The organism is Sinomicrobium soli, assembly GCF_003285545.1.
In the GTDB taxonomy this organism is placed as follows: Bacteria; Bacteroidota; Bacteroidia; order Flavobacteriales; family Flavobacteriaceae; genus Sinomicrobium.
This window is the reverse complement of record NZ_QLNV01000005.1, coordinates 251,991-267,586: the sequence shown is the minus strand read 5'-3', so window position 1 is coordinate 267,586 and position 15,596 is coordinate 251,991. Positions and strand designations below refer to the sequence as shown.

The following is a 15,596-nucleotide window of genomic DNA, read 5'->3' as shown; positions in this document are numbered from 1 at the left end:
ATGAATCATAAAGTTCATCTTGTCTTGTTAATACTACTGATAGAAATTCCCGCGCTCTGCGCCCAAAGTGTCAGAACACTGGATTCTTCTGCTTTATTCATATCGGGAACCAGTGACTACGACACTTACCGTATCCCTGCCCTGGTCACCACCGGCAAAGGCACGCTACTGGCCTTCTGTGAAGGACGAAAGGACGACGGAGGTGATGCCGGAAATATCGATATCCTGCTCAGGCGCTCCGAAGATAACGGAAAAACATGGAGCGAGCAGGTCGTGATCTGGGATGATGGCAGCAATACCTGCGGGAATCCCTGCCCGGTGGTCGACGAGCAAACCGGCGATATCCACCTCCTGCTCACCCACAACCTTGGCGATGACCATGAGACGGATATCATTCACAAAAAATCGGAATCCACAAGAACCGTCTGGGCCATGAAAAGCAGTGACGACGGCAAAAGCTGGTCGGCACCGAAAGAGATCACTCCCACTACTAAAAAGAAGGAGTGGGGATGGTACGCAACCGGACCCGGCATCGGTATCCAGGTAAAACACGGGCCGTGTAAGGGAAGACTCATCATTCCTTCAGATCACAGCTACGACGATCCCGGCGGCAAGGTACGGAACGGGCCGTTCGAATACGGGTCTCATGTGATCTATAGCGACGATCACGGCGACACCTGGAAACTGGGTGGTACGATCCGGCCGAAAGTAAACGAATGCCAAGTGGTAGAACTCGCAGACGGAAACGGCACCTTGCTGATGAACATGCGATCCTATTTCGGGAAAAATAAGCGCACCCACGCCATCAGTTACGACGGCGGTCTTTCCTGGACGGCCCCCTATACCGTTGACGAACTGGTGGAGCCCGTATGCCAGGCCAGTATACTGAGATACCGGTGGCCCGGCGGGGAACAGCCCGGCATTCTCCTCTTCCTCAACCCGGCCACCTCCGGCGGACGGCGGAACATGAGCCTCCGGATGAGCCTTGACGAAGGTAAGACCTGGCCGTTTATCCGAACCGTTTTCCCCGGACCATCAGCCTATTCCAGCATGACTGTACTCAAAAACAATACGGTAGCATTGCTCTATGAAGGAGGAACGGCAAATCCCTACGAACAGATCATTTTTCACACCCTGAAGATCGGTACCGATGATTAGTCCGTACCACAGAACACTTATCCCCTTTCTTTTTCTGGTGTTGTACACTACCGTACTGACCGCACAACAGAATGTAAAATGGGAACTCTGGGATACCCTTCCCGGAAACCCCGGGCTCACCGGGCAGGGTACGGACAGGCAGCCCGGACTGGCAGGTAGCTATTCCGGAGTGTCCAACGGGACCCTGCTCATTGCAGGCGGTGCCAATTTTCCCGGGAAAATGCCCTGGAAAGGAGGAGAAAAAAAATGGTGGGACCAGATCTACGTATGCGAATTGCAACCCGATGGCCACCGTCAATGGAAAGATACGGTGTACAGGCTCCCCTCCGGAATGGGATACGGGGCCGCCGTAGTGCAGAACAACAGATTACTGTGTATAGGAGGCGATAACAGCAATGGTATAGTGCCTGAGGTTATTGCACTGGAGTGGGACCCGGTAACACAAAACATGCAAATCACTCCCCTGAAGGATCTCCCGGAAGGGTTTAAGGCCGTTGCCGGAGATGTCTGTCAGGGTTCCGTACTGGTACACGGTATCAGGAACAATAAAAACGTACTGCTGGAGCTCGGTGAAGACGGAACATGGGCAACACTTCCCGGATGTCCCGGACCGCCCAGGAACTACCCTGCGGCAGCAACGCAGAGCAACGGCAAAACAGACAGCTTTTTTCTGTTCGGGGGAAGAACGCAGGGGCCGGAGCAAACTGCCATATTGTATGACGGATACCGTTACGATCCCGTACTCAAAACATGGTCACTCCTGGGAAATATAACAACCGGTAGCGGAAAACCGCATAGTGTTATGGCGGCCCCTGCAGTAAAAAAGGGATCTGCAACCATCCTGGTTTTCGGTGGTGACGACGGAAAGGATTTCCTGGAACGGGAATCCCTGGAAAGAAGAATACGCCGGGCTACCGACAGTATACACCGGAAGGCCCTTAAAAAAAGCCTCGGTTCGGTTTTTGAACAGCACCGGGGGTTTTCAAAAGACATACTCGCCTACAATACCATCACCGATACCTGGACCATAGCAGGCACTTTCCCTGGCGATATGCCCGTTACGACAAATATTGCAGCCCTCAACGGCAGCTTCCTGATCCCCGGCGGGGAAATACATCCCGGAGTCCGTACCAGGAACATCTGGAAAGGCAGCATGGCGCCACACGGCAAAACCTTCGGGTGGCTGAATTATACGGTCATTATCCTGTACTTCGCTGTCATGATACTGATCGGGGTCAGGTATTCGAAAAGACAGAGGTCTACCGACGACTATTTCAAGGGGGGCGGGCGTATCCCCTGGTGGGCCGCAGGGCTCAGCCTGTTCGGTACCAGTCTCAGTGCCATTACCTTTATGGCTGTTCCGGCCAAGACCTATGCAGAAGACTGGACCTATTTCTTTTTCCAGATGACCCCCCTGCTTACGGCTCCTGTTATCGTATTCCTGTTTATCCCCTTCTACCGGAGGCTGAATATCACTACGGCCTATGAATACCTGGAGAAAAGGTTCAACCTGGCCACCCGCTTAATGGGAAGCCTCTCGTTTATACTACTCCAGCTGGGCCGGGTTGGTATCGTATTGCTGCTGCCCGCCCTGGCCATAAACCTGGTAACAGGTATCAATATAGAGTTGTGCATTCTTTCAATGGGTACGGTAAGCGTCATTTACACCATGATGGGAGGTATTGAAGCCGTAATCTGGACCGACGTACTGCAGGTTGTGGTCCTGCTGGGAGGTGCCATACTGAGCATCGTTGTCATTGCCCTGCAACTGGACCTCGGAATGGCACAGGAAATAGAGATCGCCCGTGAGTATGATAAACTCAGAATACTGGACTGGGCCCTCGATTTCAGGGAACCCACGATCTGGGTAGTCGTTCTCGGAGGGATCTTCTCCAATCTTATCGCCAGCGGAACAGATCAGACCATGGTACAGCGGTATCTCACTACATCCGGTGAAAAGGAAGCGTCGCAAAGCGCCTGGACCTTTGCCCTGATGGCCATTCCCGCAACACTTGTCTTTTTCAGCATAGGCACCCTGCTTTTCCTGTTTTATCGCGAAAATCCCGGCGATATGAATATTTCGCTTCCCAACAACGATGCCATATTTCCGTGGTATATCGTCACACAGCTTCCGGCCGGGATCTCAGGGCTGCTTATTGCCGGGGTGCTGTCGGCAGCCATGTCGAGCCTGAGCAGCAGCATGAATTCGGTATCCACCGCATTTATCACCGATTTCTATTTCAGGATGAAAAAAAGGAATACCGGCCGCACATTGTCCGCAGCGCGCTGGGCTACCCTTGTTTTCGGCATACTGGGCATTGCCTTTGCCCTTTTAATGGCATCGTGGAACATAAAATCGCTCTGGGACCAGTTCCAGTTGTTTATAGGATGGTTTGCAGGCGGGCTGGGCGCATTGTTCCTGCTCGGGATCGTGACCCGTAAGGCCAATGGCCCCGGGGCTGTGTCCGGCCTGGTGCTGAGCGCGGTCATACAGTATCTGCTCACCATCTTTACCCATATGCATCCCCTGCTGTTTGCAGCTACGGGATTTGTTTCCTGCTTTGTGCTCAGTTACCTGTGCAGCCTTGCCATTCCCGGGTATCAAAAAGATATTACAGGACTAAACATACACAGTATCAGGAAAAACCGGGATTACAATGAAAACTGACAGTATATAATAATTTATATTTGTTAAAATTTATGCTTTCCGTATATTTGTAGTACAAATAACATTTATACTTTTATTCAATCGATATATAACCCGTATTTTAGGAGCATATTTTTTACGAGACCCCGGATACGAGAAGAACTTAAAAACAGAAAAATGAATAATGAAGGAATAAATCTCAAGGCAAAAACTCCGCTGAAATTCTCAACAACCACCCTGGTCGACCAGGTGGAAGAAAAGCTGCTGGAATACATCCGGGACAACAGGCTCACTCCCGGCGATACCCTTCCCAACGAAACCCTTCTCTCCGAAAACATGGGTATAAGCCGTAATGTAATACGGGAAGCCATGAGCCGCCTCCGCATGCTGGGCATTATCCAATCGCGGACAAAAAAGGGGATTACCGTCGTAGAACCCCCCCTGCTCACCGGCCTGGAAAAAGTGACCAACCCCTACCTTTTCAGTATCCGTACGATACAGGATATTATGGAGATGCGGATAGCGCTCGAAATAGGCATCGTCGATTTTATATTCAACAACTGCACCGCAGACGATATCGACGACCTGAAAAAGATCGTGGAACAGGGGCAGACCTACGAAGACAACCACTGGCCCGTAGAACTTGAAAAGGCCTTTCACCAGAGGATATACGAAATTGCCGGCAATCCTTTTATCACCCAGTTCCAGAATATTGTCCATATCATTTTCGAATTTGCCAAAACGCACTATGACTCCCTGTTCAAACCTATCAACGAAACACTCAAAAAGCAGGGAAAACTGGTAACCCACGAAGATCTCTATCTCTTTATCAGAAACGGCGACAGGGCCGGATATTCCCAAGCCATAAAAGGGCACCTTTCCCTCTATCTCGATTTCATGAAAAAGGCTGAAGATACCGAAGACCGAACCGACAATTAATTTTCTACCGAAACGGTCACCGCCGTTTTACCGGAAAAACAAAAACACATATCATGGATCACAACAAAATAAAGGGGCTGATCGCAGCCCCATACACCCCTTTTACGCCTGATTGTAAACTCAACCTTTCTGCGGTATCCCCCTATGCCGAGCGGTTGAAAAACAACAATATCTCCGGCGTTTTCGTAGGTGGCACCACAGGAGAAGGCATGTTGCTTACCGTGGACGAACGAAAGTTGCTCACCGAAGCCTGGGCCCTGCACAGGTCACCAAATTTCAAATTCATGGTACACGTGGGGGCTACTTCCTACAAAGATGCCATCACTCTTACCGGACATGCAGCGGCACACGGGGCCGATGCCATCGGGGCCATGGGGCCGCTCTTCCTCAAGCCGGCCGGGATACCGGACCTCGTCGCCTACTGCAAGACAGTTGCGGCAGCGGCACCCGATCTTCCCTTTTACTATTATCACATCCCGGATATCTCCGGTGTCGATCTGTCGATGCCCGATTTTTTAGAACAGGCCGAAGCAGAAATACCCAACCTGAAAGGGATCAAATTCACCCATGCCAACCTGATGAACATGTTTGTGTGCATGCGCGGGAAACACCGGAAATGGGACATTCTTCACGGACAGGACGAAACGCTGCTGGCCGGGCTCTCACTCGGGGCGGAAGGAGCCGTGGGAAGCACTTATAATTACGCCTCCGCACTATATCGTCCCATACTGGAAGCATTCGCCGGAAACGACCTGGAAGAAGCCAGGAAATGGCAGGAACTGTCGGCGAGATTCATCCGTATCCTTATCCGTTACGGCGGAGGGGTCATCGGGGGAAAACCCCTTATGAAAATTACGGGTATCGACTGCGGACCACTGAGAACACCTGCCAGGAATCTGACGGAAAAGGAACTGATCGCATTTGAAAGAACCCTGAAAAAAGAAGGGATATTAAAATATTTTGACGGGTTTGGCAGCTGACACCAGCTGGCCCGTAGCATTCTCCTCCTCGATACATATTCCGTTATCTTCTTTATACTCATTCTAAATTCCCGGGAAAAGGAGAAACAAAGTTTGTCCAGAACCTTCTTCCGCAGTATTTTTGTCAGGTTAAAAAACTACAAGACCAATGAGCGGGATCATAAAATCTTCCATTGCGAGAAAAGTAGCGATGGCTCTTTCTGCGTTTTTTTTATTAGTGTTCCTTCTGCAACATTTCCTGATCAACTTTACTTCGGTATTCAGTGCAGACACTTTTAACGAGCTGTCTCATTTTATGGGCACCGATCCGTTTATCCAGTTTCTCATGCAACCCATACTGATCATAGGAGTGGTATTTCACTTTGTCATGGGCTTTATACTGGAAGCCAGGAACAACAGTGCGAGAAACGTCAAGTATGTCAAATACAGCGGAGGGGCCAATGCCTCATGGATGTCCAGAAACATGATCTACAGCGGAATTGTGATCCTGGCATTCCTCGGACTGCATTTTTACGATTTCTGGTTTCCCGAAATAGCGCACAAATACGTCCACGCCCTGCACGAAGATCCGGGGAGGTACTACGGCGAGATGGTAGTGAAGTTCCACAATCCCGTAAGAGTGGGGTTGTACTGTCTGGCATTTGTCTTTCTGGCCCTGCACCTGATGCACGGTTTCAGTTCCGCCTTTCAGTCGGTGGGCTTCAACAACAAGTATACCCCCGCGGTTAAAAAACTCGGAAAAGCCTATGCCATACTGATTCCGCTGGGATTTATCTTTATAGCGCTTTTCCATTATTTCAACTCATTATAATTCGCGATTATGGCTACTTTAGACTCCAGAATACCAGAAGGCCCTTTAGCCGATAAGTGGACCAATCACAAGAACAATATAAGACTGGTAAACCCGGCCAACAAGCGTAAGATAGATGTTATTATCGTAGGAACGGGACTGGCCGGAGGTTCTGCCGCTGCCACTCTTGCGGAACTGGGGTATAACGTCAAGGCATTCTGCTACCAGGATTCTCCCAGGAGAGCGCACTCCATTGCCGCCCAGGGAGGGATCAATGCCGCAAAAAATTACCAGGGAGACGGCGATTCGATTTACCGCCTGTTTTACGACACCATAAAAGGGGGTGATTACCGCTCCAGGGAAGCCAACGTATACCGTCTGGCCGAAGTTTCCGGAAACATCATAGACCAGTGTGTGGCCCAGGGGGTTCCCTTTGCGCGTGACTATGGCGGGCTCCTGGACAACCGCTCTTTCGGCGGGGTACTGGTATCCCGTACCTTCTATGCCAAAGGGCAGACCGGGCAGCAGTTGCTGCTGGGGGCCTATTCGGCCATGAACAGGCAGATCGCCAAGGGAAAAATAACCATGTACAACCGTCACGAGATGCTCGACGTAGTGCTTGTAGACGGCAAGGCAAGAGGTATTATTGCCCGCAACCTGATCACGGGGGAGATCGAAAGACACTCCGCACACGCCGTAGTTATTGCAACGGGTGGTTACGGAAACGTATTCTTCCTCTCCACCAATGCCATGGGGTCCAATGCCACCGCCGCCTGGAAGATACACAAAAGGGGTGCTTACTTTGCAAACCCCTGCTATACCCAGATACACCCTACCTGTATCCCCGTACACGGAGACCAGCAGTCCAAACTGACCCTGATGTCGGAATCACTGCGTAATGACGGGAGAATATGGGTGCCGAAAAAAATAGAAGATGCACAGGCCGTTCGGGAAGGAAAACTAAAACCTACCGACATAGCCGAAGAAGATCGCGACTATTACCTGGAAAGACGCTACCCTTCTTTTGGTAACCTGGTGCCGCGAGATGTCGCGTCCAGGGCAGCCAAGGAACGCTGTGATGCCGGTTACGGCGTCGTAAACAACAGTACCAACGAGGGGGTTTTCCTCGATTTTTCCTCGGCCATCGAAAGATACGGGAAGGAACAGGCCCATATAAAGGGTGTACATAACCCTTCAAAAGAAAAGATTGTCGAACTGGGCGAAGAGGTCATCGCTTCCAAATACGGAAACCTCTTCGACATGTACCGGCAGATCACCGACGACAACCCTTATAAAACTCCCATGAAGATATACCCTGCGGTACACTACACCATGGGAGGCATATGGGTAGATTACAACCTCATGACCACAGTGCCCGGGCTCTACTCCATAGGAGAGGCCAATTTTTCCGATCACGGTGCCAACCGGCTCGGTGCATCCGCACTGATGCAGGGACTGGCAGACGGGTATTTTGTACTCCCCTATACCATAGGAGACTACCTGGCCGACGATATCCGTACGGGGCCCATCCCGACAGATACTCCCGAGTTCGAACAGGCAGAAAAGAATGTGACCGACAGCATCGATAAGCTGATCAACAATAACGGGAAGCACTCCGTAGACTATTTCCACAAACAACTGGGCCATATCATGTGGAACAAGGTGGGAATGGCCAGAAATGCCCAGGGGCTGAACGAAGCCATCCACGAGATCGCCGAACTCCGGGAACAATTCTGGAAGGAAGTTCGCGTACCCGGCACTGCCGGAGAATTTAACCAGGAGCTGGAAAAGGCAGGCCGTGTTGCGGATTTCCTGGAACTCGGCGAACTCTTTGCCAGGGACGCCCTGGAAAGAAACGAATCCTGCGGCGGACATTACAGGGAAGAATACCAGACCGAAGAAGGAGAAGCCAGAAGGGACGACGAGCATTACACCTATGTAGCCGCGTGGGAATACACCGGGAAACCCTCGGAGGCCGTCCTGCACAAGGAAGACCTGAAATTTGAAAACGTGGAATTGAAAACCCGTTCCTATAAATAATAATTTATTGGTATCGTATAACGCATAATGAAATAACAAATGAATCTCACACTAAAAATATGGCGCCAGAAAAATGCAGATGCCAAAGGTGCCATGGAAACATACCAGGTAGAGAACATTTCACCCGACAGCTCTTTTCTCGAGATGCTGGACATTCTCAATGACCAGCTTATCAATGAAGGCAAGGAGCCTGTGGCTTTCGACCACGATTGCCGAGAGGGAATATGCGGCATGTGTTCACTTCAGATCAACGGCGAACCTCACGGCCCCGGAAGGGGAATTACCACCTGCCAGCTGCACATGCGTAAATTCAGTGACGGGGATACCATCTTTATAGAGCCGTTCCGGGCAAAAGCATTCCCCGTGATCAAGGACCTCGTGGTAGATCGCACCTCTTTTGACAGGATACAGCACGCAGGAGGGTATATTTCGGTGAATACTTCCGGAAACACCCAGGATGCCAACGGGATCCCGGTCGAAAAACACAAGGCAGACAAGGCCTTTGATGCCGCTACCTGCATAGGCTGCGGGGCCTGTGTTGCCGCCTGCAAGAATGCCAGCGCCATGCTGTTTACCTCTGCAAAAGTCTCCCAGTTCGCCCTGCTCCCGCAGGGTCGCATAGAGGCTACCGAAAGGGTACTGAACATGGTAAAGCAAATGGACCTGGAAGGTTTCGGAAACTGTACCAATACCGGGGCCTGTGAAATAGAGTGCCCCAAGGGAATATCACTTGAGAACATCGCCCGCATGAACCGGGAATACCTCAAGGCGAGTCTTAAATAGGCCATAATAATCATCATATATCCAAAAAGGGAAAGCCTGTTTTTTTAGAAATGGGCTTTCCCTTTTTTATCATCCGGACAGCCCGAGAAGTATACTTACGGCATTTCCGCCGAACCCGACTGCATTGACCATAATTTTGCGGATGTGTTGCGGCGCCTCCTGCCCGTGGTCGAACGGCACCTTTACAAATTGCCTGTTTTTCAGCATCAGGACGGCAAATTCCAGGCTCAGCATGCCGGACGCCCCGAAACTGTGCCCCACCTTCCATTTATTAGTGGTAAGTGCCGGAAGTTTTTCCCCGAACACCCTTTTTATGGCATTCCGCTCCGAAGCATCTCCCCTGATCGTACCGGGAGCATGCATTACGACCACATCCACTTCTTCAGGGCGTATGGTTCCCAAAGCCATTTTCATGGATCGCTGAAAACAGTCCGCATCCTCGGTAATGGAGGTATTGTGGCGCAGCATCTCGGTGGCATATCCCACCCCTTCTATATACGCCAGCGCATGATCCTTCATCCCCCTTTCCAGGCAGGCTACGGCCGCCCCTTCCCCGAGCACCATGCTGTTCTGCTGCTTGTCCGTATCCAGTGCCCGGCAGGGGTAGCCATCTTCAGGCATTTCCCTGGCATACACCTTAAGGGCTTTCATCTGCGCTATGGTAAAGGGGGTCAGCGGCGCTTCACTACCCCCTACCAGGAATTTACCGGCCATCCCGCCCCGCAGCCATGCGACCCCGTTGAGTACCGCGTGCAGGGCCGTGGCACAGGTAATGGAATGCGATATTTCCGGGCCATCGCTCTGCAGGTCATGAGCGATCCAGGACGATATATTTCCCAAGGTGGTGGTAGGCGACGAAAGCGTATGGGCCTTACCCCTTTCGAGAAAATCCTTGTGGTAGGTTTCAAACAGGCCCGTAGCCCCTCTCGAAGAGCCGATATTGATTCCGAAAGTGCTCCCCCTGCCCCAGCCGGACAGGGCTATGGCCTTTCGGGAAACATAAAGAGCAAAAAGTACCGAATCGTCCAGGCCCCTGTATTTCAGGTCTTCATTTCTTAACTCGTCTATAGCACCGCGTACCTCTTCCGGCAGGGAAGCGACAAGGGCAGTATCCGTACCAAAGGTCCTTTCTGCAATACAATGTTCCGGACTCGTATAAGATGTCCAGATATCACGCTCCTCCGCCCCCAGCGGGGAAACCGATGCTATAGCTGTTATGGCTATGGGTTCTGCCATGACTTTTTAAGGCAAAGGTAAAAAACTGTCTGAGTTAACACGCTTAAAATAACCCGCATCACAACAGCTCATCGAGCGCCGCTTTAATAACTTCATAAACTTTCTGCAACTGTTCGTCCGTCACCACATAAGGCGCGAGAATATAAATGGTATTCCCGAGAGGCCGCAGATACACTCCCTTCTCCATAAAGAACCGGAACAATTTGTCCCTGAGCCCCCCGTAACGCTCCGTGCTCACCTCAAGATCCATCGCATAAATGACCCCGAGTTGTCTTGTCCGGGCCACTTTGGGATGTTTCCTGATATCTTCGTCAAAACGACGATGTGATGCGGAGACCCTTCTGATATTCTCCTGCATTTCCCCCGATTTCAGGAGCTCTATTCCCGACAGGGCTACGGTACAGGCCACAGGGTTTGCCGAATACGTATGCCCGTGAAAAAGGCCCTTGCCTATATCGTCACTGTAAAAGGCATCGTACACCTCCCGGGTACAGCTGGTCAGCGCCATGGGCACCATCCCTGCCGTAAGTGCTTTCGACATGCTGATGATATCCGGAAGGTGGTCCATATACTCCGATGCAAAATTCCTTCCGGTCTTTCCGAAACCCGTCATCACTTCATCTGCTATGGCAATAACGTCATACTTCCTGCACAATCCTATCAGGGTATTCAGCCCTTCCGCATCGTGCATTTTCATGGCCGCAGCGCCCTGCACCAGCGGCTCGTAAATAAATCCGGCCACATTCCCCGCACGGAGTATCCTTTCGAACTTCCCGGCCACTTCCCGGTTATTGTTCCCGTCCGGTACCGGTATACGCTCCACATTTAGGAAGAAATCCGAAAAAGGGCCGTTATACACCGACAATCCCGAAACCGACATCGCCCCGAAAGTATCGCCGTGAAACCCTTCTTCGAAAGCGACCAGTACATCCCGCTTCCTCCCCTGGTTGAAATGGTACTGCAAGGCCATTTTGATCGCTACATCGGATGCGGTGGAACCGTTGTCGGAAAAAAACAGTTTCTGCTGGTTTTCCGGTAATATTTCCATCAGGGCTTCCGAAAGCCTTACTGCCGGCTCATGAGTAAAACCGCTGAACACCACCTGGTCCAGTTGTGTCATCTGCCGGTGTGCCGCTTCCGCAATATAAGGGTGGCAATGGCCGTACATACAGGTATACCAGGAAGCTATACCATCGATGTATTCCCTTCCCTCTTCATCATAAAGCAGGGCCCCTTTCGCACGGGTTATGGCAATGGTGTCGGGGTGCAGTTTATGCTGTGTAAGCGGGTGCCACAAATGCTTTTTATCGCGTGCTGAAATATTTTTCATGTAAAACCGTTTTTATATTATCTTGCAAAGATGAGAATTGTAGTTAAACCAGACCAGCTTTGAGCCTATTTAAGCAAGGGATATCCCTTAATTATCACAGGATAAAACCACTGCATATCTTCCTTATTTTTCTGGGAGTGGCTCTGTTTATACGGTTTCCCTTCTTTTTCCGGGACTATATAGACCGGGATGAAAGCACATTTATCCTGATGGGACAATCCTGGGCGGAAGGCCATCTCCCGTATACCTATCTCTGGGACCTTAAACCCCCGCTCGCCTTTCTCTTCTTTGCCGCCGTGATCACGGTTTTCGGAAAGAGCTTTATCGCCATCCGCCTGGCCGGTACTATCGCCATTGCCATAACCTCCCTCTTCCTCTATAAGATCGGCGACCGCCTGTCAGGGCGAAAAACGGGGTTCTGGTGCGGAATGCTTTACGTCTTCCTGTCCAGTCTCTTCGGAAACATACAGGGAGTGATGACCGAACACCTTTCGATGCTCTTCTCCGTACCCGGCTTCTGGCTGATTGTCAAGGCTACCGGGAACAGGCACCTTTTCTTTGCCGGGTTTCTGTTCGGTATCGCCGCCATGATAAAGCTGAACCTGGCCTACCCCATATTGTTTACCGGGCTGGGCATCATCTTTTTCGAGTACCGGGACAAAGGATTCGCAAGTGCTCTGAAAACAGGCTGCTACTACGGTCTCGGGGTCATTATCCCGGTGCTTTGTACTGCTGTTCCCTACTATCTCAACGGGCTTTTAGGCATATGGTGGGAATCCGTGATCCTCGCCCCCCTGCACTACGATACTCCGGACCCTGCCAACAATATAAATGCCTTTGTAGACCTGCTTCCCTTTATTTTTATTACCGCTGTCCTGATCCTGCTCAATCACAAAAAGAAGTGTTTCCCGAAACGCTGCAGGAACTACACCTATATCCTGTTGTCCATTTTCGGGGTCATGTTCTCCTTTATACAATCGGGAGAGGTAAACAGTCATTACCTCATACAGCTATATCCCTTCCTTATCCTTCCCCTGGCCATTATCGTAAGCCATTTTTCCTGGTTCAACACTGTAAAGGCCACCCCTTTCATTGCCCTTACGGTCATGCTCCTGATACAATTCGAGCCCCTGCGGGAATACTACCATGTGGGCAACAGGGTATTGGACGGAAAGTCGCCCTATAACGGGGAGGGCATTGAGGTTTCGGAATATATCGAAAAAAACATAGGGGACGTACGGTCGGTCTTTTTCCTGGAAAATCATATCGGGTACTGGCTGACGGATGAGCTCCCCCCTACAAAATCAGTCACCCACCCCACCAACCTCAACCGCGAACAGCTTTATCCTTTTTTTGATAACCCCCGCCTCAACAGTGTTGAAGAACTCAAATATATCTGCTCGGAAATAAGTCCCGAACTCATCATCACCGAAAGAGGAAAGATCCCCTTTATGAAAGACAATGCCGCCCAAAACATTTATTTCAGGAATATCCTCGACAGCAGATACCGCCTTATCAAACGAATAGGAGAAGCCGAGATCTACCGACTTAAGCCAAGCATGACAATGGTCCCACGGCCCAAACTACGAACTAACAACTAAGAACTAAAAAACCACAAACTCAAAGCCCCTCCAGTACGGGTAAGAGCCGGGTGGCGTATCTACGCACCACCTCACGGTCAAAATGTTCCTCTTCCCGGATACGGAATACAATATGCACCCCTCCCATTTTCTCAATGACCGATTCCGTCGAAGGGTTTTCCGCTCCGCTGATAATGATCCCCGCAATCCTCGCATTCCTCCGCTTCAGGGCTTCGACAGTCAGCAACGTATGGTTGATGCTCCCGAGGTAGTTCCTCGAAACCAGCAATACCCTGTAATCCGGCCTGATAAGATCGGCAATGGTCTCCTTTTCATTTAACGGCACCAGCAGCCCTCCGGCACCTTCAATCACCAAGTGATTATCTGTCCGGGGTTCTGATATCGTTCCGGCTTCTATATGCACCCCGTCTATACCGGCAGCCGCATGCGGGCTCATGGGAGTGTGCAGTGCGTAAGCATTAGGGTGCATTTTTGTTTTCGTATTGGAAATAAGTCCGGACACCTTATGGGTATCGGATTCATCCAGATCTCCCGCCTGTACGGGCTTCCAGTAATCTGCCCCAAGAGCTTCGACCACCATCGCAGACACCACGGTCTTGCCCACTTCGGTGGATATCCCGGTAATAAAGAATTTCTTTTTCATATACTCCATTTTTCATACCAGCCGGAAAGCAAATGCAGTACGGCCGAGATCTCTTTTTCCGTATTATAACTGTGAAGGCAGAACCGCAATCTTTCCTGGCCTTCGGGCACTGTAGGCGAAAGTATGGGCTTTACCGAAAAACCCTGTTCTCCCAACACCTGCGACACCAGCTTTACCTTGTCGTTCCCGGGAATTACACAACAATGTATGGCGGAACGGCTTTCTATAAAACGGGGCAGCAACCGGAACGTTTCCAGTTGTTTCCTGAAGAAACCGATATTGTACAGCAATTCAGCCCTTACAGGCGTTGCCAGCTTATCATAGGCTACCATTACGGCCGCCAGGGCATGAGGAGGCATGGCCGTAGTATAGATAAGACTCCGGGCAAAATTGACCAGATAATCCTTTAGCCTGGCCGGTCCCAGCACGGCGGCACCGTGACAACCCACAGCCTTGCCGAAGGTCACTATCCTTGCAAATACCCTGTCCTGCAACCCGAGAGCCTGCACCATTCCTTCCCCGCCATTCCCGAAGACCCCTACCGCATGAGCCTCGTCTACGATAAGAAATGCACCATATTTTTCGGCAACCTCCGTCATCATTTCCAGGTCGGGAATATCCCCGTCCATAGAAAAGACCGACTCCGTTACAATATACAAATGTCCCGTAGCCTGCTGTCCTTCTTTTTCCCTGATCCTGCGGAGATGCGATTCCAGGTCTGCAATGTCATTGTGCCTGAACCGGAATCCCTTTCCCTGCCCCATACGTATGCCATCGCGTATACTCGCGTGAATCAGCTCGTCGTACAGCACCACATCTCCCCGCTGGAGCACACTGGAAAACAAACCGACATTGGCATCATATCCCGAATTAAACACCAGCGCAGCTTCCGCCTGGTGAAACCCGGCAAGCTTCCGTTCTGCCCTTCCGTACCACGAATGATTACCCGACAAAAGGCGCGATCCCGTAGCGCCATTCCGGGGCTGCCCGCATTGCTCCACAAGGTCTGCCGCCCCGTAAAACAGGGACGCATCCCCCGAAAGCCCGAGATAGTCATTAGAGTAAAAATCCGCTCCCCCCGAAGCCACGGGTAAAGTCCGGAATGCATTGCGCTCTTCGCGGTCCTGCAGTTTCTTATCTAATTTTTCAGGAAAAAACATAAGCCAAAGGTATAAAAAAGCAACACAGCGACCGTCATAAAAGACTATCGCATAACCCAAAAAAACAGCCGGTATTCCCTGTTCTTTTTCCCGGAAATGTTATTTTTGGAGTTCAAAACCCGTTTTTCGCTAAAACGTTTCATTAACGATTGGTTTTTCCGGGGGCAACTACAACGTTTTCGTAGCTAAACCCCTTATAACACTGGGATTGACGGCGTATAACAACCTTTTAACCCTTGTCGTTTTTCTTTGCAGATACACCAAAGTTCGTTAACAAAAAATATTGTTT

Annotated in this window: 12 protein-coding genes; 8 read left to right on the top strand and 4 right to left on the bottom strand. The window is 50.7% G+C overall.

Annotated features, from left to right (window positions below; translation table 11 throughout):
- The 7 genes from DN748_RS08600 to DN748_RS08570 all read left to right on the top strand — a co-directional run bounded on the left by DN748_RS08600 (position 1) and on the right by DN748_RS08570 (position 9,337).
- A complete protein-coding gene (locus DN748_RS08600) occupies positions 1 to 1,158 on the top strand; it encodes a sialidase family protein (protein ID WP_112371371.1) in 1,158 nt (385 codons plus the stop codon).
- Complete coding sequence (locus DN748_RS08595; protein ID WP_112371370.1) at positions 1,151 to 3,826, top strand: sodium:solute symporter family protein; 2,676 nt, start codon at positions 1,151 to 1,153, stop codon at positions 3,824 to 3,826. Before DN748_RS08600 ends, DN748_RS08595 begins: the two co-directional genes overlap by 8 nt.
- 156 nt (positions 3,827 to 3,982) lie before the next feature.
- Complete coding sequence (locus tag DN748_RS08590; RefSeq protein ID WP_112371369.1) at positions 3,983 to 4,744, top strand: FadR/GntR family transcriptional regulator; 762 nt, start codon at positions 3,983 to 3,985, stop codon at positions 4,742 to 4,744.
- Between the two features lie 53 nt (positions 4,745 to 4,797).
- Positions 4,798 to 5,724 carry a dihydrodipicolinate synthase family protein gene (locus tag DN748_RS08585; RefSeq protein WP_112371368.1) on the top strand — a complete coding sequence of 309 codons (927 nt, stop codon included), beginning with the start codon at positions 4,798 to 4,800 and terminating at the stop codon, positions 5,722 to 5,724.
- 148 nt (positions 5,725 to 5,872) lie between these two features.
- Positions 5,873 to 6,535 carry a succinate dehydrogenase cytochrome b subunit gene (locus DN748_RS08580; RefSeq protein WP_112371367.1) on the top strand — a complete coding sequence of 221 codons (663 nt, stop codon included), beginning with the start codon at positions 5,873 to 5,875 and terminating at the stop codon, positions 6,533 to 6,535.
- 9 nt (positions 6,536 to 6,544) lie between these two features.
- Positions 6,545 to 8,554 (top strand): fumarate reductase/succinate dehydrogenase flavoprotein subunit, encoded by a 2,010-nt coding sequence (locus DN748_RS08575; RefSeq protein WP_112371366.1) that lies wholly within the window; start codon positions 6,545 to 6,547, stop codon positions 8,552 to 8,554.
- Between the two features lie 39 nt (positions 8,555 to 8,593).
- A complete protein-coding gene (locus DN748_RS08570; RefSeq protein ID WP_112371365.1) occupies positions 8,594 to 9,337 on the top strand; it encodes a succinate dehydrogenase/fumarate reductase iron-sulfur subunit in 744 nt (247 codons plus the stop codon).
- A 69-nt stretch (positions 9,338 to 9,406) separates the two neighbouring features.
- On the opposite strand, the gene DN748_RS08565 is transcribed toward DN748_RS08570, so the two are convergent.
- Positions 9,407 to 10,573: a beta-ketoacyl synthase N-terminal-like domain-containing protein gene (locus DN748_RS08565; protein WP_112371364.1), complete on the bottom strand. Its 1,167-nt coding sequence runs from the start codon at positions 10,571 to 10,573 to the stop codon at positions 9,407 to 9,409.
- Positions 10,574 to 10,631: 58 nt separating this feature from the next.
- Entirely contained in the window at positions 10,632 to 11,903 is a 1,272-nt protein-coding gene (gene bioA, locus DN748_RS08560; protein WP_112371363.1) for an adenosylmethionine--8-amino-7-oxononanoate transaminase, read from the bottom strand.
- Positions 11,904 to 11,962: 59 nt separating this feature from the next.
- On the opposite strand from bioA, the gene DN748_RS08555 reads away from it, so the two are divergent.
- The gene (locus DN748_RS08555) at positions 11,963 to 13,504 is read left to right on the top strand and encodes an ArnT family glycosyltransferase (RefSeq protein ID WP_112371362.1); all 1,542 of its coding nucleotides are present in this window, start codon (positions 11,963 to 11,965) and stop codon (positions 13,502 to 13,504) included.
- 19 nt (positions 13,505 to 13,523) lie between these two features.
- Here the strand turns inward: DN748_RS08555 and bioD are convergent, their stop codons facing one another.
- Both bioD and DN748_RS08545 read right to left on the bottom strand, forming a co-directional pair.
- Positions 13,524 to 14,147, bottom strand: coding sequence for a dethiobiotin synthase (bioD, locus tag DN748_RS08550; protein ID WP_112371361.1), 624 nt, complete (start codon positions 14,145 to 14,147; stop codon positions 13,524 to 13,526).
- A complete protein-coding gene (locus DN748_RS08545) occupies positions 14,144 to 15,307 on the bottom strand; it encodes an aminotransferase class I/II-fold pyridoxal phosphate-dependent enzyme (protein WP_112371437.1) in 1,164 nt (387 codons plus the stop codon). The genes bioD and DN748_RS08545 overlap by 4 nt, the downstream gene beginning before the upstream one ends.
- Between the last annotated feature and the right edge of the window lie 289 nt (positions 15,308 to 15,596).

Excerpts from the sequence above, each read along its gene's own strand:
- DN748_RS08595 (WP_112371370.1), top strand. The coding sequence starts at position 1,151 with ATGATTAGTCCGTACCACAGAACACTTATCCCCTTTCTTTTTCTGGTG.
- DN748_RS08585 (WP_112371368.1), top strand. The coding sequence starts at position 4,798 with ATGGATCACAACAAAATAAAGGGGCTGATCGCAGCCCCATACACCCCT.
- DN748_RS08545 (WP_112371437.1), bottom strand. The coding sequence starts at position 15,307 with ATGTTTTTTCCTGAAAAATTAGATAAGAAACTGCAGGACCGCGAAGAG.
- DN748_RS08570 (WP_112371365.1), top strand. The coding sequence starts at position 8,594 with ATGAATCTCACACTAAAAATATGGCGCCAGAAAAATGCAGATGCCAAA.
- DN748_RS08580 (WP_112371367.1), top strand. The coding sequence starts at position 5,873 with ATGAGCGGGATCATAAAATCTTCCATTGCGAGAAAAGTAGCGATGGCT.
- DN748_RS08590 (WP_112371369.1), top strand. The coding sequence starts at position 3,983 with ATGAATAATGAAGGAATAAATCTCAAGGCAAAAACTCCGCTGAAATTC.
- DN748_RS08600 (WP_112371371.1), top strand. The coding sequence starts at position 1 with ATGAATCATAAAGTTCATCTTGTCTTGTTAATACTACTGATAGAAATT.
- DN748_RS08575 (WP_112371366.1), top strand. The coding sequence starts at position 6,545 with ATGGCTACTTTAGACTCCAGAATACCAGAAGGCCCTTTAGCCGATAAG.
- DN748_RS08565 (WP_112371364.1), bottom strand. The coding sequence starts at position 10,573 with ATGGCAGAACCCATAGCCATAACAGCTATAGCATCGGTTTCCCCGCTG.
- bioD (WP_112371361.1), bottom strand. The coding sequence starts at position 14,147 with ATGAAAAAGAAATTCTTTATTACCGGGATATCCACCGAAGTGGGCAAG.
- bioA (WP_112371363.1), bottom strand. The coding sequence starts at position 11,903 with ATGAAAAATATTTCAGCACGCGATAAAAAGCATTTGTGGCACCCGCTT.